This is a genomic window from Streptomyces sp. NPDC034099 (genome assembly GCF_055575415.1).
This window is the reverse complement of record NZ_JBVISR010000016.1, coordinates 108,216-128,704: the sequence shown is the minus strand read 5'-3', so window position 1 is coordinate 128,704 and position 20,489 is coordinate 108,216. Positions and strand designations below refer to the sequence as shown.

Genomic DNA, 20,489 nt, shown 5'->3' with positions numbered 1-20,489 from the left:
CAACAAGGGGTGGATGCTCGCCTCTTTGTACGACGGACTGATCACGCCGCTACAGCGGCAAGTGCGGGCCGGCTACCGCCGGTTGAGAGGGGTCCCTGCCAGATGACGGCACCATTGCACGAGCCGACCGCGGAAGCGGCCCCGAGTGCGGCAGAGGAAGCGGCGGTCGCCGGCGCCGAAGCCAAGTCGGTACAAGGGCGCTCCCTGGGCCGGATCGCCTGGGAGCGCCTGAAGAAGGACAGGCTGGCCCTCGCCGGCGGCATCGTGGTCCTGCTCCTCATCCTGGTCGCCGTCTTCGCGCCCCTGATCACCTCCCTGTACGGGCAGGAGCCCAACGCGTACAACGAGGACATGATCGACCCGCTGTTCGGCACGCCCAGGGGCTCCCTGGGCGGCGTCGGCGGCGACCACTGGCTCGGCGTGGAGCCGGTCAACGGCCGTGACATCTTCGCCCGTATCGTCCACGGTGCCCGGATCTCGCTGCTCGTCGGCTTCCTGTCCGCCATGGTCGCCGTGGTCATCGGCACCGTTCTGGGTGTCCTCGCCGGCTTCTTCGGCGGCTGGGTCGACTCCCTCATCAGCCGGATCATGGACGGCCTGCTGGCCTTCCCGCAGCTCCTGTTCATCATCGCCCTGGTCTCCGTGATGCCGGACTCCATGCTGGGGCTGAGCGGCACGGGCGTGCGTCTGCTGATGATGATCGTGGTCATCGGCTTCTTCGGCTGGCCCTACATCGGTCGCGTGGTCCGCGGTCAGACCCTCTCGATGCGTGAACGGGAGTACGTCGAGGCGGCCAGGTCGCTGGGGGCCGGACGGTTCTACATCCTGTTCAAGGAACTGCTGCCCAACCTGGTGGCGCCGATCATCGTCTACACGACGATGATGATCCCGACCAACATCCTCACCGAGGCGGCGCTCAGCTTCCTGGGCGTAGGCGTCAAGCCGCCCACGTCGTCCTGGGGGCAGATGCTCTCGAGCGCGATCGACTACTACAAGTCGGACCCCATGTACATGGTGGTCCCCGGTGTGGCGATCTTCATCACCGTTCTTGCCTTCAACCTCTTCGGTGACGGCGTGCGCGACGCGTTGGACCCGAAGGGTTCCCGCTGACCTGCCGTACCGCAAAGCGACCCGTGGCACCTGCACGGGGTCTCTCATCTAATCCGGAGGATCCGAGATCGTGACTACCCAACGCACCTCAGGGCGGCGCAAGCAGGCTTTGGCCGCTGCCGCAGTGGTCGCCGCGCTGCTGACCACGGCGGCGTGCGGCGGCGGCGGCGACGACGGCGGCAGCGGTTCGAAGAACGGCGCGGCCGGCTTCGACGCAGCCAACAACAAGGTCGCCCAGGCCTCCGAGGCCAAGAAGGGCGGCACGCTGAAGTACGCCAGCACGCAGGACGCCGACTCGTGGGACACCACGCGCGGCTACTACGGCTTCATGTGGAACTTCTCCCGCTACTACAGCCGCCAGCTCGTCACGAACAAGACGGAGCCGGGGAAGACCGGCGCCGAGGTCACCCCCGACCTCGCCACCGACGTCGCCAAGGTCTCGGAAGACGGCAAGACCTACACGTACACCCTGCGTGACGGCATCACCTGGGAGGACGGCAAGCCGATCACCTCCAAGGACGTCAAGTACGGCATCGAGCGCGTGTGGGCGCAGGACGTGCTGTCCGGCGGTCCGACGTACCTCAAGGAGGTGCTCGACCCCAAGGACGAGTACCAGGGCCCGTACAAGGACAAGTCCAAGGACAAGCTGGGTCTGAAGGCGATCGAGACGCCGGACGACAAGACGATCGTCTTCCACCTGCCGCAGGCCAACTCGGACTTCGAGGAGATGCTCGCGCTGACCTCGGCGTCCCCGGTCCGCCAGGACAAGGACACCAAGTCCAAGTACGGCCTGCACCCGTTCTCCTCGGGCCCGTACAAGTTCCAGTCCTACAACCCGGGCAAGGACCTGACCCTGGTCCGCAACACCGAGTGGAAGCAGAGCTCGGACCCGGTCCGCAAGGCGTACCCGGACAAGATCACGATCAAGTTCTTCACCAACGCCAACGACCTGGACGCCCGCCTGATCGCCGGTGACTACGACATCGACCTGGCCCAGACCGGTCTGTCCCCGCAGGGTCGCACCACGGCGCTGAACGAGCACAAGGAGAACCTGGACAACCCGGTCTCGGGTTACATCCGGTACGCGGCCTTCCCGCAGAACGTGAAGCCGTTCGACAACATCCACTGCCGCAAGGCCGTGCTCTACGGGGCCGACCACGTCTCCCTGCAGACCGCGCGCGGTGGCCCGGTCGCCGGCGGCGACATCGGCACCAACATGCTGCCGCCCGCCGTCCCGGGCTCCGAGGGTCAGAAGTACGACCCGTACGAGATGGCCGGTGCGAACAAGAAGGGCAACGTCGAGAAGGCCAAGGAAGAGCTGAAGGCCTGCAACAAGCCCAGCGGCTTCAAGACCACCATCGCGGTCCGCAACAACAAGCCCGTCGAGGTCGCCACCGCCGAGTCCCTCCAGGCCTCGCTGAAGAAGGTCGGCATCGACGTCGAGATCGACCAGTACGACGGCTCGCAGTACGCCAGCGTCATCGGTAGCCCCACGAACGTGAAGAAGAAGGGCTACGGCATCATCATCATGGGCTGGGGCCCGGACTTCCCGTCCGTGCAGGGCTACGGTCTGCCGCTGTGGCACAGCGACTACATCCTCGACAGCGCGAACAACAACTTCGCGATGATCGACGACCCGAAGATCGACGGTCTCTTCGCCGACTACCTGACCGCGAAGGACGACGCGGGCAAGCAGAAGATCGCCACGGAGATCAACCACAAGGTGATGGAAGGCGGGTACTACCTGCCCTTCGTCTTCGAAAAGTTCATCAACTGGCGCTCCAGCAACATCGCGAACGTGTACACCACCGACGCCTACAGCGGTATGTACGACTTCGTGAACATCGGCCTGAAGAACCCCAAGAAGTAACCGGTACACCCGCCGTACGGCACGAAAGGCAGGTGAAGGCCGGCGCGGCGTGACCGCGGGCCGTCGGACAATCTCCGGCGGCCCGCGGGACGCAGCGGGCCGCAACCCGTGCTCGCTTACCTCATCAGGCGGCTGTTCGCCGCCGCAGTGATGCTCGTGGTCATCATCCTGGTGGTCTTCTGCATCTTCTTCCTCGTCCCCAAGTGGGCCGGGGTCGACATCGCCCTGAACTTCGTCGGCAAGCAGGCGGATCCCGCCGCCGTCGAGGGTGTGCGGGAGAAGCTGGGTCTGGGCGACCCGGTCTTCGTCCAGGCCTGGGAGTTCTTCAAGGGCATCTTCGCGGGCCGCACCTACGCGGCCGGCGGCGACGTGACCCACTGCGCCGCGCCCTGCTTCGGCTACTCCTTCAAGACCGAGCAGTCCGTCTGGCCGGTCCTGACCGAGCGCTTCCCGGTGACCCTGGCCCTCGCGCTCGGCGCGGCCGTGCTGTGGCTGATCTTCGGTGTGGCCGCCGGTGTGCTCTCCGCCCTCAAGCGCGGCACGCTGTGGGACCGCGGCGCGATGGTCGTCGCCCTGGCGGGTGTCTCCCTCCCCATCTACTTCACCGGCCTGCTCAGCCTGGCGATCTTCTCCTACGGTCTGGGCTGGATCGACGGTGAGTTCGTGCCGCTCGAGGAGAGCTTCAGCGGCTGGATCGGCGGCATGATCCTCCCCTGGATCACGCTGGCCTTCCTGTACGCCGCGATGTACGCCCGGATCACCCGCGCCACCATGCTGGAGATCCTCGGCGAGGACTACATCCGCACCGCGCGGGCCAAGGGCCTCAAGGAACAGGTCGTCATCAGCAAGCACGCGATGCGCTCGACCCTGACGCCCCTGCTCACCATGCTCGGCATGGACCTCGGCGCCCTGATGGGCGGCGCGATCCTGACCGAGACCACGTTCAGCCTCCCCGGCCTCGGCCAGAAGGTGCTGGACGCGATCCAGAACCACGACCTGCCCTTTATCCTGGGCGTCGTCCTGATCACTTCTCTCGCGGTGCTGATCGCCAACCTCGTGGTGGACGTCCTGTACGCCGTGATCGACCCCCGAGTGAGGCTCGCATGACCGAACTGAGCAAGAGCGGGGCAGCGGTGGGCGAGCCCACCGGCGCCTCGCCCGCGCCGACCGCCTTCCTGGAAGTACGCGACCTCAAGGTCCACTTCCCGACCGACGACGGCCTGGTCAAGTCCGTCGACGGGCTCTCCTTCCAGCTGGAGAAGGGCAAGACCCTCGGCATCGTGGGCGAGTCCGGCTCCGGCAAGTCGGTGACCTCGCTCGGCATCATGGGCCTGCACACCGCCGGCCAGTACGGCAAGCGCAAGGCACGGATATCCGGCGAGATCTGGCTGGACGGCACCGAGCTGCTGTCCGCCGACCCCGACCACGTGCGCAAGCTGCGCGGCCGGGAGATGGCGATGATCTTCCAGGACCCGCTGTCCGCGCTGCACCCGTACTTCACGATCGGCCAGCAGATCGTGGAGGCGTACCGCATCCACCACAAGGTGGACAAGAAGACCGCCAAGCGCCGCGCGGTGGAGATGCTCGACCGCGTCGGCATCCCGCAGCCGGACAAGCGGGTGGACAGCTACCCGCACGAGTTCTCCGGCGGTATGCGCCAGCGCGCGATGATCGCGATGTCGCTGGTCAACAACCCCGAGCTGCTGATCGCGGACGAGCCGACCACCGCCCTGGACGTCACCGTCCAGGCGCAGATCCTCGACCTCATCCGGGACCTGCAGAAGGAGTTCGGCTCCGCGGTCATCGTCATCACCCACGACCTGGGCGTCGTCGCCGAGCTGGCCGACGACCTCCTGGTGATGTACGGCGGCCGGTGCGTGGAGCGCGGTCCGGCGGAGAAGGTGTTCTACGAGCCCCGGCACCCCTACACCTGGGGCCTGCTCGGCTCGATGCCGCGGCTCGACCGCGACCAGCAGGAACGCCTCATCCCGGTCAAGGGCTCGCCGCCCTCCCTCATCAACCTCCCGTCCGGCTGCGCCTTCAACCCGCGCTGCCCGTACGCCGACGTGCCCAAGGACGACGTCACCCGCACGGTCCGCCCCGAGCTGACCGAGGTCGGCAGCAAGCACTGGGCCGCCTGCCACATGTCGCAGGAGCAGCGGGAGCGTATCTGGACCGAAGAGATTGCGCCGAAGCTGTGAGCGACCAGGCAGAGGACAAAGCGGTGACCATCCCCGCACAGACCAGCGGCACCACCCTCACCAAGGACGCCGCCCCCGGCGACACGCTGCTGAAGGTGACCGGGCTGCAGAAGCACTTCCCGATCAAGAAGGGCCTGCTGCAGCGCCAGGTCGGCGCGGTCCGCGCCGTCGACGGCATCGACTTCGAGGTCAGGGCCGGCGAGACGCTGGGCGTCGTGGGCGAGTCCGGCTGCGGCAAGTCGACCATGGGCCGGCTGATCACCCGGCTGCTCGAACCGACCGCGGGCAAGGTCGAGTTCCAGGGCAAGGACATCACCCACCTCGGGGTCGGCGGCATGCGTCCGCTGCGCCGCGACGTGCAGATGATCTTCCAGGACCCGTACTCCTCGCTGAACCCGCGCCACACCATCGGCACGATCGTCAGCGCCCCGTTCAAGCTCCAGGGCGTCGAGCCCGAGGGCGGGGTCAAGAAGGAGGTGCAGCGGCTGCTGTCGGTGGTCGGCCTCAACCCCGAGCACTACAACCGCTACCCGCACGAGTTCTCCGGCGGCCAGCGCCAGCGCATCGGCATCGCCCGCGCGCTCGCGCTCAACCCGAAGCTGGTCGTGGCCGACGAGCCGGTCTCCGCGCTCGACGTGTCGATCCAGGCCCAGGTCGTCAACCTGCTCGACGACCTCCAGAGCGAGCTGGGCCTGACGTACGTGATCATCGCGCACGACCTGTCCGTCGTGCGGCACGTCTCGGACCGCATCGCGGTGATGTACCTCGGCAAGATCATGGAGCTGGCCGACCGCGACCTGCTCTACAAGTCGCCGATGCACCCGTACACCAAGGCGCTGATGTCGGCCGTCCCGATCCCGGACCCGGCCCGCAAGTCGGCCAAGAGCGAGCGCATCCTGCTCAAGGGCGACGTGCCCTCGCCGATCTCCCCGCCGAGCGGCTGCCGCTTCCACACCCGGTGCTGGAAGGCGACGCAGATCTGCACGACCACCGAGCCGCCGCTCAAGGAGCTGCGACCGGGCCAGCAGGTGGCCTGTCACCACCCGGAGAACTTCGAGGACCAGGCTCCGCAGGACGTCGTCCTGCTCAGCGCCGCCAAGGAGGCCGCGGAGCTGGTGTCCGAGGAGGCGCTGGCCGAGTCGGCGGCGACCTCGGCGGCGGTGGCCGCGGAGGTCGAGGCGTCCGAGGCCGCGAAGACCGAGGCGTCCGAGGCCGCGAAGACCGAGGCGACCGGGACCGGGGCGTCGGAGACCGAGGCGTCCGAGGCTGAGGCGTCCGAGGCTGAGGCGTCCGAGGCTGAGGCGTCCGAGACCGAGGCGTCCGAGACCGAGGCGTCCGAGGGTGCCACGTCGGACGGTGACGAGCCGGCCGCCGAGGAGTCTCCCACCGAGGAGCCTCCCGCCAAGGAGAAGTGACCTCGCCCACCTCATCCGACAGCGAGCCCCTGCCTTCGTTTGTAAGGCCGGGGCTCGCTGTCGAGTAAGAATGGAAGGGTGTACGAGCAACTCTTCAGCCCCACCGTCCAGCACACGCTCGACCTGGTCGGCATCTTCGTCTTCGCCATCTCCGGCGCGCTGCTGGCCGTACGCAAGAACTTCGACGTCTTCGGCATCGCCGTCCTCGCCGAGGTCACCGCGCTCGGCGGCGGGCTGTTCCGGGACCTGGTGATCGGCGCGGTGCCGCCCGCCGCCTTCACCGACCTCGGGTACTTCCTCACCCCGCTGCTGGCCACCCTGCTGGTCTTCTTCCTCCACCCCCACGTGGAGCGCCTGCAGAACGGCGTGAACATCTTCGACGCGGCCGGGCTCGGCCTGTTCTGCGTCGCCGGCACCACCAAGGCGTACGACTACGGCCTCGGGCTGACCGCCTCCGCCTGCCTGGGCCTGGCCACCGCGGTCGGCGGCGGCGTCCTGCGCGACGTGCTCGCCAACGAGGTGCCCTCACTGCTGCGCTGGGACCGCGACCTGTACGCCGTCCCCGCGATCGTCGGCTCCACGATGGTCGCGCTGTGCATCCGCTACGAGACGCTCACCCCGTTCACCAGCGGGCTCGCGGTCGTCACGGCCTTCGTCCTGCGGCTGCTCGCGCTGCGCTTCCACTGGCGGGCACCGCGCGCCTGGAACCGCCGGTCGACGGTGGTGGAGGGGGACTGACCCCCGGCTCGCTTCAGGGCCGCGGCATGTCCTTGACGAAGACGAGGCCGTCGACCGAGTCCAGGTGGCCAGGGTCGAGCGGGGCGTAGCCGAACCAGGGGGACACCCGGGGCGCGGGCCGCGGATCGCCGAGGGCCTCGGCCAGTCGTCCGGCGTCCACGACGCAGGGGTCCAGCGGCAGCGCGTACAGGAGCCCCTCGACGGTGTCCGGCGGCGGGGCGTCCACCCCCTGGTGCCGGATCGTGCCGAGCGCCGTGGCGACGAAGGCGTACTCCCCGCCGAGCCGGGCGCCGACGAGGGCGCCGGCGCTCCACCATTCCACCGGCCCCTGCCACATCCGCATCGAGCTCTTCTCGCGCTGGAGGTGGGCGTTGTGGGCGTGGACCAGCGTCGGCCCCCGGCCGGCGAGCGCGAGGAGGTTGTCGGCCATCATCCGGTCCCGCACGCCCAGCAGCCGGGCCATGCGGGCCGGGGAGGTGTCGGCCATCCAGTAGTGGTACGTCAGCAGTCCGGTGGCGGTACGTCCGTGCAGGCGGGCCCGGTCCCACGCGTCGCGCGAGGCCGCCGCGAGCAGGTGCGGTGTCTGCTCGTCGAGCAGCGACACCAGGTCGGCGGCGAGCGTCCGCAGCTCCCCGGCCTCGGCCGACCGCCCCACGGACCTCGCCGGGTCCGTCATCGCCTCGGGCTCGGTCCACCGGTCGTCGGCCCCGAGCAGGCGGTCCAGTGTCCGAGCGGTGCAGGGGAGCAGGTCCGCGTCCACCTGTGCCGAGAGGTACCCGTGCAGCGCGGTGAGCGCCTGCCGGGGGCTGGCGGCGCCGGTGATCTCCAGCGGGCCGTCGAAACCGGCGAAGCGGAGCCGCTCGTGCTCGGGCCGGTCCTCGTTGTACGCGCGCATCCGGCGCACCAGTTCCCGGTTGGGTGCGCTCGGGCCCCAGGGATGGCTGAACCCGTGCGCCATGACCTCGTCGAGGGTGCCGGTGCCCCGGGTGACGTAGTCGTCCACGATCAGCCCCCGCAGGCAGTCGCTCTCGATCGCGATCGTCCGGTAGCCGTGCCGCTCGACGAGTTGCCCGAAGACGTCGTTGCGCACGTCGAGCAGGGTGTCCTCGCCGTGGGTGGGCTCACCGAGGGCGAGCAGCCGGGGCGGGGCCGGCAGCAGCCGCATGACGGCGGCGGCGTCGAGGGGACGGGCGATGTCCTGGATGCGTTCAGCCATGGATTCAACGGTATCGTTGAACTTTCGGTTGAGACTTTGCCCTTGGGAGCGTGGGACTGATGGCCGCCGACCTTCAAAGCGGGGGAAGCCTCAGGCCCGTCGATCTGGCCCGTGCGCACGGTCTGTCGGCGCAGGCGGTCCGGAACTACGAGGCGGCCGGCATCCTCCCGGCCGCCGCCCGCACGGCCCACGGATACCGCCGCTACACCACGCTGCACGCCCGGGCCCTGGTCGCGTTCCTCGCCCTGGTGGCGGGCCACGGCCACGGGACGGCGGCCGCGGTGATGCGGGGCGTGAACGAGGGCGCGCTCGACGAGGCGTTCCGGCTGATCGACGAGAGCCACGCCCAGTTGCTCGACGACCGGCGGACGCTGGGGGCCGTGGAGGGCGCGCTGCGGGACCTGGTGCCCGAGTCCGACGAGGGTGCGCCGGGGCCGACGGGCGGATTCATCGGGGCGCTCGCGGGGGAGCTGGGCATCCGGCCCGCGACCCTGCGCAAGTGGGAGCGCGCCGGCCTGGTGCGCCCACGTCGCGACCCGGCGACCGGATACCGCCGTTACGACGCGGCCGACGTCCGGGACGCCCGCCTCGCCCACCAGCTCAGGCGGGGCGGCTATTCGCTGGAGCGGATCGCGTCCGTGCTCGCCCGGGTGCGGTCGGCCGGAGGGCTGGAGCCGCTGGAGGCCGCCCTGCGCGAATGGCGCGACCGGGTCTCCGCCCGGGGCCGGGCCATGGTGACCGGGGCGGCGGAGCTGGAGACGTATCTGCGCACGTGCGAGCGAGAAGAGAAAGCTACCGCTTAGTAGTTTCCTGTTGTACCGTGCTGGCATGCCAGAAGCAGCCTCCGCAGCGGCCACCCGGGCCACCATCGGCGACAGCGAGTTCGACCGCGACACCGCCGTCACTCCGCGCGCCCCCGGCGTCTACGACCTCGACCTGTCGGCCGGCTGGACGATCATCAACGCCGTCAATGGCGGCTATCTGCTGGCCGTCCTGGGCCGGGCCCTCGGTGACGCGCTCCCGCACCCCGACCCCTTCACCGTCTCGGCGCACTACCTCACCGCCTCCCGGCCGGGCCCGGCGGTCGTGCGCACCGAGACCGTCCGCACGGGGCGCACCCTCTCCACCGGCCAGGCCTCCCTCTTCCAGTACGACGACGAGGGCAACGAGGTCGAGCGCATCCGGGTCCTCGCGTCCTACGGCGACCTCGACACGCTGCCCGACGACGTCCGCACCTCGGCCGAGCCGCCCGCGATCCCGCCGCTCGACCAGTGCTTCGGCCCCCAGGACGGCCCCGCCCCCGTCGAGGGCAGCTCGGCCATCGCTGACCGGCTGATGCTCAAGCTCGACCCGGCCACGCTGGGCTGGGCGCTGGGGCGGCCCTCGGGCCGGGGCGAGATGCGGGCCTGGTTCGGTCTCGCCGACGGCCGTGACGCGGACCCGCTCTCGCTGCTGCTCGCGGTGGACGCGCTGCCCCCGACCGCCTTCGAGCTGGGGCTCAAGGGCTGGGTGCCGACGGTCGAGCTGACCGCGCACGTGCGGTGCCGCCCGGCGCCGGGCCCGCTGCGCGTCTCCATCACCACCCGCAACCTCGCCGGCGGCTTCCTGGAGGAGGACGCCGAGGTCTGGGACAGCGCCGACCGCCTGGTCGCCCAGTCCCGCCAGCTGGCCCGGGTCCGGCTCGGCTGACCCGGCAGTTCCTCAGTCCAGCCAGTGCCTGCGGCCGACGCTGATCAGCCGCAGCTGCCGCCGCGCCGTCTCGACGGCCCGGCGGCGTTCGTCTTCCGGGGCGTCCAGTGTCTCCAGGAACAGGGACGCCGTGATCAGCATCTGGTCGACGTAGAGGCCCGCCAGCATGCGCAGATCGGTCTCGCTCCAGCCCGCCGCCGACGCGTCCGTGGCCAGCTCGGCCCGCACCTCCTCGGCGAACCGCGCCAACTGCTCCCGTATGGCCCGGCGCACCGGCTGCACCCCGCCGTGCCGTTCCCGCGCGATAAAGCGGACGTGGGCCGGGTGCGCGGCCACATGACCGGCGATCAACTCGACCGCGCGGGCGATGCGTTCGTCGTCGTCCTCGCCCGGTGACATCGTGGTCCGGATCATCGGGTGCAGGCTGCCCAGCGCCTCCTCGACCAGCGCCACACCGAGATCCGCCGTGGAGTGGAAGTGCCGGTAGAAGGCGGTCGGGGCGACGCCCGCGGCGCGGGTGACCTCACGCAGTCCCAGGCTGCTCAGGCTCTGCTCCTCCAGCAGGCCGAGCGCCGCGTCGAGGAGCGCCTGCCGGGTCTTCCGCTTCTGCGCCTGGCGAACGCCGGAGGTGTGACTCATGCCATGCAGTTAACAACTGTTCTCCGGAATTGAAAAGTCATGGGGCGCGCTAGACTGGGAAGTCAGTGAACAACTGTAACCACAATCGTTCACCGAAGATTGGGGGATCCGCTCCATGCTGTTTCTCGTCGTCGCACTGCTGCTCCTCGGTGTGGTCCTGGGCGCCATCGCCCACGCACCGTTCACCTTCTCCGTCGCGGCCGGCCTGGTCATCGCCGTCTGGCTCGGCATCTTCGCCCTCCGCGAGCGGCACGGCCGCCGACGGAGCACCTCCGCCCACTGACCCGCGCCCACCGGCGCACGGCCCACCGACGCACGGCAGGGAGAACACCATGCAGCTCACCGCACCGGCCGACCGCGGCACCGACACCACCCGCACCACCCGTCGTGTGGGTATCCACGACACCGACGGCATGGCCGTCGCCTCGTTCGTCCTCGGTCTGCTCGGCCTGCTCGTCCTCAACGTCTTCCTCGGCCCGATCGCCATCGCCCTGGCGGGCATCGCCCTGTGGCGCGGCACCACCCGCCGCGGCCGGGCCCTCCTCGGCCTCGGCCTGGGCGTCGCCGACCTGCTGGTCCTGGTGGCGTTCATGTCCGCCGACCACACCATGTCGTGGAGTCTGTGAGCCACCGCGCCCTCCGGCCCCGGCCGCCGGGCGGCGAGACCGGCCTTGGTCCGGGACGGGGCGGAACCGCCCCGTAGAATCGGCCGCACCATGGCTTACCTCGACCACGCCGCGACGACCCCGATGCTTCCCGAGGCAGTCGAGGCACTCACCGCGCACCTGAGCGTCACCGGCAACGCCTCTTCCCTCCACGCGTCCGGCCGCCGGGCGCGGCGCACCGTCGAGGAGGCCCGCGAGACCCTCGCCGAGGCGCTCGGCGCCCGCCCCAGCGAGGTGGTCCTCACCTCCGGCGGCACCGAGGCCGACAACCTCGCCGTCAAGGGCCTGTACTGGGCCCGCCGCGACGCCGACCCGGCCCGCACCCGGGTCCTGGCCAGCCCCGTCGAGCACCACGCGGTCCTCGACGCCGTCCACTGGCTCGGCGAGCACGAGGGCGCCACCGTCGAGTACCTGCCGGTCGACGCCCACGGCCGGGTGCACCCCGAGACGCTGCGCGAGGCCATCGCCCGCGACCCCGGCGACGTCGCGCTCGCCACCGTCATGTGGGCCAACAACGAGATCGGCACGATCATGCCGGTGCGGGAACTCGCCGACGTGGCCGCCGAGTTCGACGTACCGATGCACGCCGACGCGGTCCAGGCCTTCGGCCAGCTCCCGGTCGACTTCGCCGCCTCCGGGCTGGCCGCCATGACCGTTTCCGGCCACAAGATCGGCGGCCCCTACGGCATCGGCGCGCTGCTGCTGGGCCGGGAGTACACCCCGGTCCCCGTCCTGCACGGCGGCGGCCAGGAACGCCACGTGCGCTCCGGCACCCTCGACGTCCCCGCCGTCGCCTCCTTCGCGGTCGCCGGCCGCCTCGCCGCCGAGCAGCACGAGTGGTTCGCCCGCGAGATCGGCGCCCTGCGCGACGACCTGGTCGACGCCGTCCGCACGGCCGTCCCGGACGCGATCCTCGGCGGCGACCCGTCGCCCGGAGGCCGCCTGCCGGCCAACGCCCACTTCACCTTCCCGGGCTGCGAGGGCGACTCGCTCCTCCTCCTGCTCGACGCCCAGGGCATCGAGTGCTCCACCGGCTCCGCCTGCACCGCGGGCGTCGCCCAGCCCAGCCACGTCCTGCTGGCCGCCGGAACCGACCCCGACCTGGCCCGCGGCACCCTGCGCTTCTCCCTGGGCCACACCTCGACCGAGGCCGACGTGGAGGCGCTCGCCAAGGCGATCGGCCCCGCGGTGGAACGCGCCCGGGCGGCGGGGCTGTCGTGAGCGACGCCGTCAGGGCTCAGGCTTTGGTCGGCGGCTTCGACGGGGTGCTCGTGGCCGCCCGCCGCACCAGCTTCAGGTACCGGTCCCAGTCCCAGTGCGGCCCCGGGTCGGTGTGGTCGGTGCCCGGCACCTCCACGTGGCCGAGGATGTGCTTCCGGTCCACGGGTATGTCGTACCGCGCGCAGATCCCCGCCGTCAGCCGCGCGGAGGCGGCGTACATCGCGGCGGTGAAGTCCCGCGGGCGGTCCACGAAGCCCTCGTGCTCGATGCCGACACTGCGTTCGTTGTAGTCGCGGTTGCCCGCGTGGTACGCCACGTCCAGCTCGCGGATCATCTGGGTGACGCGCCCGTCCTGACCCACGATGTAGTGCGCGGCCGCCTTGTGCCCGGGGTCCTGGAAGGCCCGCACCGCACTGTCGAAACTGCCCTGCGTGACATGGACGATCACCATGTCGATGCCGAAGTCGTCCGGCCGGTCCGCCCGCCGCCAGTTCGCGTCCGACGCCGCCACCCAGCGCGCGCCCGCGAAGTCGACCGCGCCCTCCTCGCGGGGCCGCTCGACGCCCGGTACCCGCCACCACAGCCGGGACAGCTCGTCACGGGCCAGCACACCGGTGCCCACGGCCGCCGCCGCACCGCCGACGATCAGCGCACGGCGGCCGATGCGCCGGTCCGTGTCCCCGGACCCGCCCGGTGTGGACCCGCTCGTGGATCCCTGCTTCGCCCCCATACGATCTTCAACGCATACTCGCGCGCTCCGGTTCCCGCCTCCCCGTACTCTGGAGGGGCTATGACTGACACTCCGCAGCGCACCCGTCCCCTCCGCGTCCTCGCCGCCATGTCGGGCGGGGTCGACTCCGCCGTCGCCGCCGCCCGCGCGGCCGAGGCGGGGCACGACGTGACCGGCGTCCACCTCGCGCTCTCCGCGAACCCCCAGTCCTTCCGCACGGGCGCCCGGGGCTGTTGCACCATCGAGGACTCGCGCGACGCCCGCCGCGCCGCGGACGTCATCGGCATCCCGTTCTACGTGTGGGACCTCGCCGACCGCTTCCGGGAGGACGTGGTCGAGGACTTCGTCGCCGAGTACGAGGCCGGCCGCACCCCCAACCCGTGCCTGCGCTGCAACGAGAAGATCAAGTTCGCCGCGCTGCTCGACAAGGCGCTGGCCCTCGGCTTCGACGCCGTCTGCACCGGCCACTACGCGAAGGTGATCCTGCGCGAGGACGGCGTCCGCGAGCTGCACCGCGCCTCCGACATGGCCAAGGACCAGAGCTACGTCCTCGGGGTGCTCGACGACCGGCAGCTCGCCCACGCGATGTTCCCGCTCGGCGACACGGTCACCACCAAGGACGAGATCCGCGCGGAGGCCGAGCGCCGGGGCCTCGCGGTGGCCAAGAAGCCCGACTCGCACGACATCTGCTTCATCGCCGACGGCGACACCCAGGGCTTCCTGGCGAACCGTCTCGGCAAGGCGGAGGGCGACATCGTCGACGAGGCGGGCAACCGGCTCGGCACCCACGAGGGCGCGTACGGCTACACCATCGGCCAGCGCAAGGGCCTCAGGATCGGCACCCCGGCCCCCGACGGCAAGCCGCGCTACGTCCTGGACATCTCCCCGGTCGACAACACCGTGACGGTCGGCCCGGCCGAGGCGCTCGACGTCGACGCCCTGCGCGCGATCAGGCCCCGCTGGTGCGGCGCCGCCCCCGCCGGCCCCGGCACCTACACCGCGCAGCTCCGCGCCCACGGCGGCGAGACCGGGGTACGGGCCGAACTGGTCGACGGCACCCTGGAGGTGACCTTCACCGAGCCGGTCCGCGGCGTCGCCCCCGGCCAGGCGATCGTGCTGTACGACGGCACACGCGTGGTGGGCTCGGCGACGATCGCGTCCACCACCCGCGCGACGGCCGGCGCGGCCTGATCCGCCCGCCGGGTGGTACGACGACATTGACGGCGACGCCGCGGCGTCGGCTCACCCGGCGAGGAACTCCGCCAGTACCGGCGCCAGTACGCCCGGCTCCACCATGTGGGTCTGCCCGGCCACGGTGCCGTACCTGCCGTCGGGCGCCGCCTGAGCGATCGCACGGGCGGTCTCGTGCCACCACGCGTCGCTCGCGCCGCCCGCGAGGACCAGCAGGGGAGCGGAGACCGAGGCGATCACCGACGTGGGCACCCGGCTGTCGCCCAGCACGGCGTCGTCGTACGCCAGACTCGGCGCCACCGACTCCATCCCGGCCCACATGGGGGACTGCCGGGCACCCCGGATCATCTCCTCGCCCAGCCCCGTGTGCCGCAGGAACAGCTCCACCGCGTCCCCGCGCCGGCCCTGCCCCAGCACCTCGGTCAGCCGCTCGGTGTACTCGGCCGCCGCCCGCACGGCGGCGTCGTCCATGGAGTACGGCACCTCGTACACGGCCACCCGGCGCACCGGCAGGCCGCTCGCCGCCGCCCGGAGCACCAGCGCGCCGCCCGAGGACATGCCGTACAGCGACGCCTCGCCGCCCACCGCCTCGATCAGCGCCGCCAGGTCCTCGATCTCGCGTTCCACCGCGTAGGGCGCGGTGTCGCCGCTCTCGCCGCGCCCCCGGCGGTCGTACACGGTGACGTCGAAACGGCCCGACAGCTCGGCGGCCAGCGGCGCCGTCGTGGCACCCGTCGACATGGCGCCGCTGACGAGCACGACCGCCGGTCCCCGTCCGGAGCGTTCGTAGGCGATGCGGGTGCCGTCACGCGAAACAGTCGTCTTCTCCATGCCTGCGCAGACTGCCCCACGGCACGGAACTCATCGCTCAGGACACCTCGACCTCGTAGAAACAGAGGTGGTCCTTGATCTCCGCGACCTCCGGCTTCGGGTCCGGGTACGCCCAGACCAGGTCCGCCGCGTCCGGCAGCGACCAGTAGGACGCGTCGCCCTTGAAGGGGCAGTGGGTCTGCGTGTCGGACGGCGTCAGCAGATCGAGGCGTACGTCCCGGGGCGGGATGTAGTACCGGTCCGGCAAGCCCGTCTCGTGGAGCACCAACGCCCCGTCGCTCTCCGCCAGCACCTGCCCGCCGTGCACCACGCGCACGTGCCGGCCGCTCGGTTCGACGGTGATGATGTGTCCCTTGAGTCCCTTGGTCACGGTCGTCCTCCTGGTGGCAGTGGTCTCCGTCACGTCACTACAGCGTCCCCGGCGGCCGGGTTCTTCCCCTCCGGACCGGGCCGTACGGTGGAGGCCATGAGAATCTGCGTCTTCCTCTCCGCCGCCGACCTCGACGAGCGCTACACGCGCCCCGCCAAGGAGTTCGCCGAACTGCTCGGAAAGGGCGGGCACACCCTCGTCTGGGGCGGCTCCGACGTCGGCCTGATGAAGGTGGTCGCCGACGGCGTTCAGGAGGCCGGCGGACGGCTGCTCGGGGTCTCGGTGGACTTCCTGGCGGCCAAGGCGCGCGAGGGCGCCGACGAGATGGTGATCGCGAAGGACCTGGCCGAGCGCAAGCGGCTGCTGCTGGAGAAGGCCGACGCCGTGGTCATCATGGTGGGCGGCACCGGCACGCTCGACGAGGCCACCGAGATCCTGGAGCTGAAGAAGCACGGGCACACCGACAAGCCGGTCGTCCTGCTCAACACCGCGGGCTTCTACGACGGCCTCAGGGAGCAGTTCCGCCGCATGGAGGACGAGGGCTTCCTGCCCCGCCCCCTCACCGAGCTGGTGTTCTTCGCCGAGGAGCCGGTCGGCGCGCTCGCCTACCTGGAGGAGAGCCAGGGCATCGAGTAGGACACCGGTGGTGCGAGCATGGCGGGCATGGCTACACATGTGATCACCGGAGCGGGCTCCGGCATCGGCGCGGCCGTCGCCCGCCGCCTGCACGAACGCGGCGACGAGATCGTGCTGCACGCGCGCGACGCGGGCCGCGCCAAGGAACTGGCCGCCGCGCTCCCCGGCGCGAAGACCCTGGTCGGGGACCTCGCCGACCCGGGCAGGCTGTCCTGGGCCCTCTCCCACCAGAGCCTGCCCGACCGGGTGGACTCGCTGCTGCACATCGCCGGGGTCGTCGACCTCGGTGCGGTCGGCGACCTCACCCCGAAGACCTGGCTCAACCAGCTGAACGTCAACCTGGTCGCCCCCGCCGAGCTGACCCGCCTGCTGCTGCCCCAGCTCCGCGTCGCCCAGGGCCAGGTGCTCTTCGTCAACTCCGGCTCCGGCCTCAACGCCCACGCCGGCTGGGCCGCGTACGGCGCCTCCAAGCACGGGCTGAAGGCCCTGGCCGACGCCCTGCGCCAGGAGGAGCACGCGAACGGCGTCCGCGTCACCTCGGTCTACCCCGGCCGCACCGCCAGCCCCATGCAGGCCAAGGTGCACCAGCAGGAGGGCAAGGAGTACGACCCGGCGAAGTGGATCGACCCCGAGTCCGTCGCCACCACGATCCTGATGGCGCTGGACCTCCCGAGGGACGCGGAGGTCAACGACCTGACGGTGCGCCCGGGACGGTGATCCAGCCACGCGCCCTGCGTAGGCTTGCCCCGTGAACGACAACTTCGCCCCCGCCACCGGCGTCGGCAGCCTCCCGGGACACGACGCCCGCGAGGCCGCCAAGACCGCCACCGGCAGCTTCGAGGACTTCCCCTTCCTCCCCGAGCTGCCCGCCCGCGGCCCCGGCGCCGACATGATCGGCCGCACCGCCGGCATGCTCGTCGAGCTGTACGCGCGCGTGGAGCCCAGCGGCTGGCGGCTCGGCGACCGCCCGGGGCGGGACACCAAGCGGGCCCGGGCCTGGCTCCGGCAGGACCTCGACGCACTTGAGGAGTTCACCCAGGGCTACGAGGGCCCGCTCAAGGTCCAGGCCGTCGGCCCGTGGACCCTCGCCGCCGCGCTGGAACTGCGAGGCGGCGAGGCGGTCCTCTCCGACCCGGGCGCCTGCCGCGACCTCGCCGCCTCGCTCGCCGAGGGCCTGCGCCTGCACCTGGCCGAGCTGCGCCGCCGGGTGCCCGGCGCCCGGCCCGTGCTCCAGCTCGACGAACCCTCCCTCACCGCCGTCCTGCGCGGCCAGGTGCGTACCGCCAGCGGCTACCGCACCCACCGCGCCGTCGACCGCCAGGTCGTGGAGGCGACGCTGCGCGAGGTCGCCGGGGTGCACGACGGCGGGCCCGTCGTGGTCCACTCCTGCGCGCCGGACGTGCCGTTCGCCCTGCTGCGGCGGGCGGGCGTCGCGGGCGTCTCCTTCGACTTCTCGCTCCTCACCGAGCGTGACGACGACGCGATCGGTGAGGCCGTCGAGGGCGGCACCCGGCTCTTCACCGGTGTCGTGCCGGGGACGGACACGGCATTGTCAGACCCTGCCGGTAGCGTCATGGGTGTCAGAACGCTGTGGCGCAGGCTGGGGCTGCGTCCGGAGCTGCTCGCGGAGGCGGTCACCGTCACTCCGGCGTGCGGACTCGCGGGTGCCTCCCCGGACTACGCCCGGCGCGCGCTCGCCCACTGTGCCCGGGCGGCAAGATCTCTCGCGGACAACCCAGAGTAACGGGAGGACCATACGGTGGCCGGCGACAAGCAGGGCGACAAGCAGGCGGAGACGACGAGCGTGCCCGCCGAGGCGCGGGAGCAGCACGCGCAGCTCGCCGAGCAGATCGAGGAGCACCGCTTCCGGTACTACGTGAACGACGCGCCCGTCGTCAGCGACGCGGAGTTCGACCGGCTGCTGCGCACCCTGGAGGAGCTGGAGGAGCGGTATCCGGAGCTGCGCACCCCCGAGTCCCCGACCCAGAAGGTCGCCGGTTCCTACGCGACCGAGTTCACGGCCGTGGAGCACCCCACCCGGATGCTCTCCCTGGACAACACCTTCAACGACGACGAGCTGGCCGCCTGGTTCGAGCGCATCGCCCGGGAGCTGGGCGAGCAGGAGTACCACTTCCTGTGCGAGCTGAAGGTCGACGGACTCGCCGTCAACCTGACCTACGAACGCGGCCGCCTCGTCCGTGCCGCCACCCGCGGCGACGGCCGCACCGGCGAGGACATCACGCCCAACGTCCGCACCATCGCCGAGATCCCCGAGCGCCTGGCGGGCGACAAGGTCCCCGACCTCGTGGAGATCCGCGGCGAGGTCTACTTCCCGATGGAGAAGTTCCAGGAACTCAACGCCCGGTTGAACGAGGCGGGGGACAAGCCCTTCGCCAACGCGCGCAACGCCGCGGCCGGTTCACTGCGCCAGAAGGACCCGCGCGTCACCGCCTCCCGCCCGCTGCACATGGTGGTCCACGGCATCGGCACCCTGGAGGGCTACTCGGGCCTGACCCGCCTCTCCCAGGCGTACGACCTGCTGAAGACCTGGGGCCTGCCCACCTCCCCGCACAACCGGGTGGTCGACGGCCTGGACGGGGTACGGGACTTCATCGCGTACTACGGCGAGAACCGGCACTCCGTCGCGCACGAGATCGACGGAGTCGTCGTCAAGCTCGACGAGATCCGCCTCCAGGGCCGGCTCGGCTCCACGGCCCGCGCGCCCCGCTGGGCCATCGCCTACAAGTACGCGCCGGAGGAGGTCAACACCAAGCTCGTCGACATCAAGGTGGGCGTCGGCCGCACCGGCCGCGTCACGCCGTACGCGCAGGTCGAGCCGGTGACGGTGGCCGGCAGCGAGGTGGAGTTCGCCACGCTGCACAACCAGGAGGTCGTCAAGGCCAAGGGCGTGCTCATCGGCGACACCGTGGTGCTGCGCAAGGCCGGTGACGTGATCCCGGAGATCCTCGGGCCGGTGGCCGACCTGAGGGACGGCAGCGAGCGGGAGTTCGTGATGCCGGCCGAGTGCCCCGAGTGCGGGACGCCGCTGAAGGCGATGAAGGAGGGCGACATCGACCTCCGCTGCCCCAACGCCCGCGCCTGCCCGGCCCAGTTGCGCGAGCGGGTGGCCTACCTCGCGGGCCGGGAGTGCCTGGACATCGAGCACTTCGGCGGGGTCGTGGCGGCCGCGCTGACCGGGCCGCTGGAGCCGTCCGAGCCGCCGCTGGTGGACGAGGGCGACCTCTTCGACCTCACCGTCGAGAAGCTGCTGCCCATCAAGGCGTACGTCCTCGACCCCGACAGCGGACTGCCCAAGCGCGATCCCAAGACCGGCGAGGAGAAGATCGCCACGGTCTTCGCCAACAAGGAGGGCGAGCCGAAGAAGAACACCCTCGCGCTGCTCCAGCACATCGAGGAGGCCAAGACCCGCCCGCTGGCCCGCTTCATCAACGGCCTCTCCATCCGGTACGTCGGACCGGTCGCCGCCCAGGCCCTCGCCCGGGAGTTCCGCTCCATCGACCGCATCGAGCAGGCCACCGAGGAGGAGCTGGCGAGCACGGACGGCGTGGGCGGCACCATCGCCACCGCCGTCAAGGAGTGGTTCGCCGTGGACTGGCACCGCGAGATCGTGCGCAAGTGGAAGGCGGCCGGGGTTCCCCTGGAGGACCACTCGACGGGGGAGGACGAAGGACCGCGCCCGCTCGAAGGACTCACCGTCGTCGTCACCGGCACCCTGGAGAACTTCACCCGGGACGGAGCCAAGGACGCCCTGCAGAGCCGCGGCGCCAAAGTGACCGGATCGGTGTCCAAGAAGACGTCGTTCGTCGTGGTCGGTGACAACCCCGGTTCGAAGTACGACAAGGCGATGCAACTGAAAGTGCCGGTTCTGAACGAGGACGGTTTCGCCGTTCTGCTCGAACAAGGACCCGAAGCGGCGGCCGAAGTCGCGCTTTCGGCTGAGGAATAG

Annotated in this window: 21 protein-coding genes; 16 read left to right on the top strand and 5 right to left on the bottom strand. The window is 71.0% G+C overall.

Features of this window, described 5'->3' with window-relative positions:
* The first annotated feature begins 102 nt into the window (after positions 1–102).
* From ACZ56V_RS34115 to ACZ56V_RS34090, 6 genes are all read left to right on the top strand, one after another.
* Positions 103–1,110 carry an ABC transporter permease gene (locus ACZ56V_RS34115; RefSeq protein ID WP_104633328.1) on the top strand — a complete coding sequence of 336 codons (1,008 nt, stop codon included), beginning with the start codon at positions 103–105 and terminating at the stop codon, positions 1,108–1,110.
* Between the two features lie 70 nt (positions 1,111–1,180).
* On the top strand, positions 1,181–2,980 hold the full coding sequence (locus ACZ56V_RS34110) for an ABC transporter substrate-binding protein (RefSeq protein WP_356367449.1): 1,800 nt from the start codon (positions 1,181–1,183) through the stop codon (positions 2,978–2,980).
* 108 nt (positions 2,981–3,088) lie between these two features.
* A complete protein-coding gene (locus ACZ56V_RS34105) occupies positions 3,089–4,087 on the top strand; it encodes an ABC transporter permease (protein ID WP_356367450.1) in 999 nt (332 codons plus the stop codon).
* Positions 4,084–5,181 (top strand): ABC transporter ATP-binding protein, encoded by a 1,098-nt coding sequence (locus ACZ56V_RS34100; RefSeq protein ID WP_104633331.1) that lies wholly within the window; start codon positions 4,084–4,086, stop codon positions 5,179–5,181. The genes ACZ56V_RS34105 and ACZ56V_RS34100 overlap by 4 nt, the downstream gene beginning before the upstream one ends.
* 23 nt (positions 5,182–5,204) lie before the next feature.
* Positions 5,205–6,596, top strand: a complete 1,392-nt coding sequence (locus ACZ56V_RS34095; protein ID WP_468947477.1) for an ABC transporter ATP-binding protein — start codon at positions 5,205–5,207, stop codon at positions 6,594–6,596.
* A 78-nt stretch (positions 6,597–6,674) separates the two neighbouring features.
* A complete protein-coding gene (locus ACZ56V_RS34090) occupies positions 6,675–7,334 on the top strand; it encodes a trimeric intracellular cation channel family protein (protein WP_467383525.1) in 660 nt (219 codons plus the stop codon).
* A gap of 13 nt (positions 7,335–7,347) precedes the next feature.
* On the opposite strand, the gene ACZ56V_RS34085 is transcribed toward ACZ56V_RS34090, so the two are convergent.
* The gene (locus tag ACZ56V_RS34085; RefSeq protein ID WP_467383526.1) at positions 7,348–8,550 is read right to left on the bottom strand and encodes an erythromycin esterase family protein; all 1,203 of its coding nucleotides are present in this window, start codon (positions 8,548–8,550) and stop codon (positions 7,348–7,350) included.
* A gap of 59 nt (positions 8,551–8,609) precedes the next feature.
* Here ACZ56V_RS34085 and ACZ56V_RS34080 point away from each other — a divergent pair, with 59 nt between their 5' ends.
* Positions 8,610–9,353: a TioE family transcriptional regulator gene (locus ACZ56V_RS34080; RefSeq protein WP_468947509.1), complete on the top strand. Its 744-nt coding sequence runs from the start codon at positions 8,610–8,612 to the stop codon at positions 9,351–9,353.
* A gap of 25 nt (positions 9,354–9,378) precedes the next feature.
* On the top strand, positions 9,379–10,239 hold the full coding sequence (locus ACZ56V_RS34075) for a thioesterase family protein (protein WP_398918008.1): 861 nt from the start codon (positions 9,379–9,381) through the stop codon (positions 10,237–10,239).
* 12 nt (positions 10,240–10,251) lie between these two features.
* Here ACZ56V_RS34075 and ACZ56V_RS34070 read toward each other — a convergent pair whose 3' ends face one another.
* Positions 10,252–10,878 (bottom strand): TetR family transcriptional regulator, encoded by a 627-nt coding sequence (locus ACZ56V_RS34070; protein WP_398918006.1) that lies wholly within the window; start codon positions 10,876–10,878, stop codon positions 10,252–10,254.
* A gap of 115 nt (positions 10,879–10,993) precedes the next feature.
* Here ACZ56V_RS34070 and ACZ56V_RS34065 point away from each other — a divergent pair, with 115 nt between their 5' ends.
* The 3 genes from ACZ56V_RS34065 (at position 10,994) to ACZ56V_RS34055 (ending at position 12,764) form a co-directional block, all read left to right on the top strand.
* Entirely contained in the window at positions 10,994–11,161 is a 168-nt protein-coding gene (locus ACZ56V_RS34065) for a hypothetical protein (protein ID WP_468947474.1), read from the top strand.
* A 49-nt stretch (positions 11,162–11,210) separates the two neighbouring features.
* Positions 11,211–11,504 carry a DUF4190 domain-containing protein gene (locus ACZ56V_RS34060; RefSeq protein WP_468947472.1) on the top strand — a complete coding sequence of 98 codons (294 nt, stop codon included), beginning with the start codon at positions 11,211–11,213 and terminating at the stop codon, positions 11,502–11,504.
* Positions 11,505–11,594: 90 nt separating this feature from the next.
* A complete protein-coding gene (locus ACZ56V_RS34055; protein WP_398918003.1) occupies positions 11,595–12,764 on the top strand; it encodes a cysteine desulfurase family protein in 1,170 nt (389 codons plus the stop codon).
* 16 nt (positions 12,765–12,780) lie between these two features.
* Here ACZ56V_RS34055 and ACZ56V_RS34050 read toward each other — a convergent pair whose 3' ends face one another.
* Positions 12,781–13,494: an N-acetylmuramoyl-L-alanine amidase gene (locus ACZ56V_RS34050; protein WP_468947470.1), complete on the bottom strand. Its 714-nt coding sequence runs from the start codon at positions 13,492–13,494 to the stop codon at positions 12,781–12,783.
* A gap of 60 nt (positions 13,495–13,554) precedes the next feature.
* On the opposite strand from ACZ56V_RS34050, the gene mnmA reads away from it, so the two are divergent.
* Positions 13,555–14,685 carry a tRNA 2-thiouridine(34) synthase MnmA gene (gene mnmA, locus ACZ56V_RS34045; protein WP_398917999.1) on the top strand — a complete coding sequence of 377 codons (1,131 nt, stop codon included), beginning with the start codon at positions 13,555–13,557 and terminating at the stop codon, positions 14,683–14,685.
* Between the two features lie 51 nt (positions 14,686–14,736).
* On the opposite strand, the gene ACZ56V_RS34040 is transcribed toward mnmA, so the two are convergent.
* Both ACZ56V_RS34040 and ACZ56V_RS34035 read right to left on the bottom strand, forming a co-directional pair.
* Positions 14,737–15,516, bottom strand: coding sequence for an alpha/beta fold hydrolase (locus tag ACZ56V_RS34040; RefSeq protein WP_467383533.1), 780 nt, complete (start codon positions 15,514–15,516; stop codon positions 14,737–14,739).
* A 37-nt stretch (positions 15,517–15,553) separates the two neighbouring features.
* Positions 15,554–15,886 carry a DUF427 domain-containing protein gene (locus ACZ56V_RS34035; RefSeq protein ID WP_468947467.1) on the bottom strand — a complete coding sequence of 111 codons (333 nt, stop codon included), beginning with the start codon at positions 15,884–15,886 and terminating at the stop codon, positions 15,554–15,556.
* Positions 15,887–15,982: 96 nt separating this feature from the next.
* On the opposite strand from ACZ56V_RS34035, the gene ACZ56V_RS34030 reads away from it, so the two are divergent.
* From ACZ56V_RS34030 to ligA, 4 genes are read left to right on the top strand one after another with little or no spacing between them, the layout of a single operon-like run.
* Positions 15,983–16,522 (top strand): LOG family protein, encoded by a 540-nt coding sequence (locus ACZ56V_RS34030; protein WP_398917993.1) that lies wholly within the window; start codon positions 15,983–15,985, stop codon positions 16,520–16,522.
* Positions 16,523–16,549: 27 nt separating this feature from the next.
* Positions 16,550–17,239, top strand: a complete 690-nt coding sequence (locus ACZ56V_RS34025; RefSeq protein WP_398917991.1) for an SDR family oxidoreductase — start codon at positions 16,550–16,552, stop codon at positions 17,237–17,239.
* Positions 17,240–17,270: 31 nt separating this feature from the next.
* Positions 17,271–18,266, top strand: coding sequence for a methionine synthase (locus ACZ56V_RS34020; RefSeq protein ID WP_398917989.1), 996 nt, complete (start codon positions 17,271–17,273; stop codon positions 18,264–18,266).
* A 15-nt stretch (positions 18,267–18,281) separates the two neighbouring features.
* On the top strand, positions 18,282–20,489 hold the full coding sequence (gene ligA, locus ACZ56V_RS34015; protein ID WP_468947464.1) for an NAD-dependent DNA ligase LigA: 2,208 nt from the start codon (positions 18,282–18,284) through the stop codon (positions 20,487–20,489).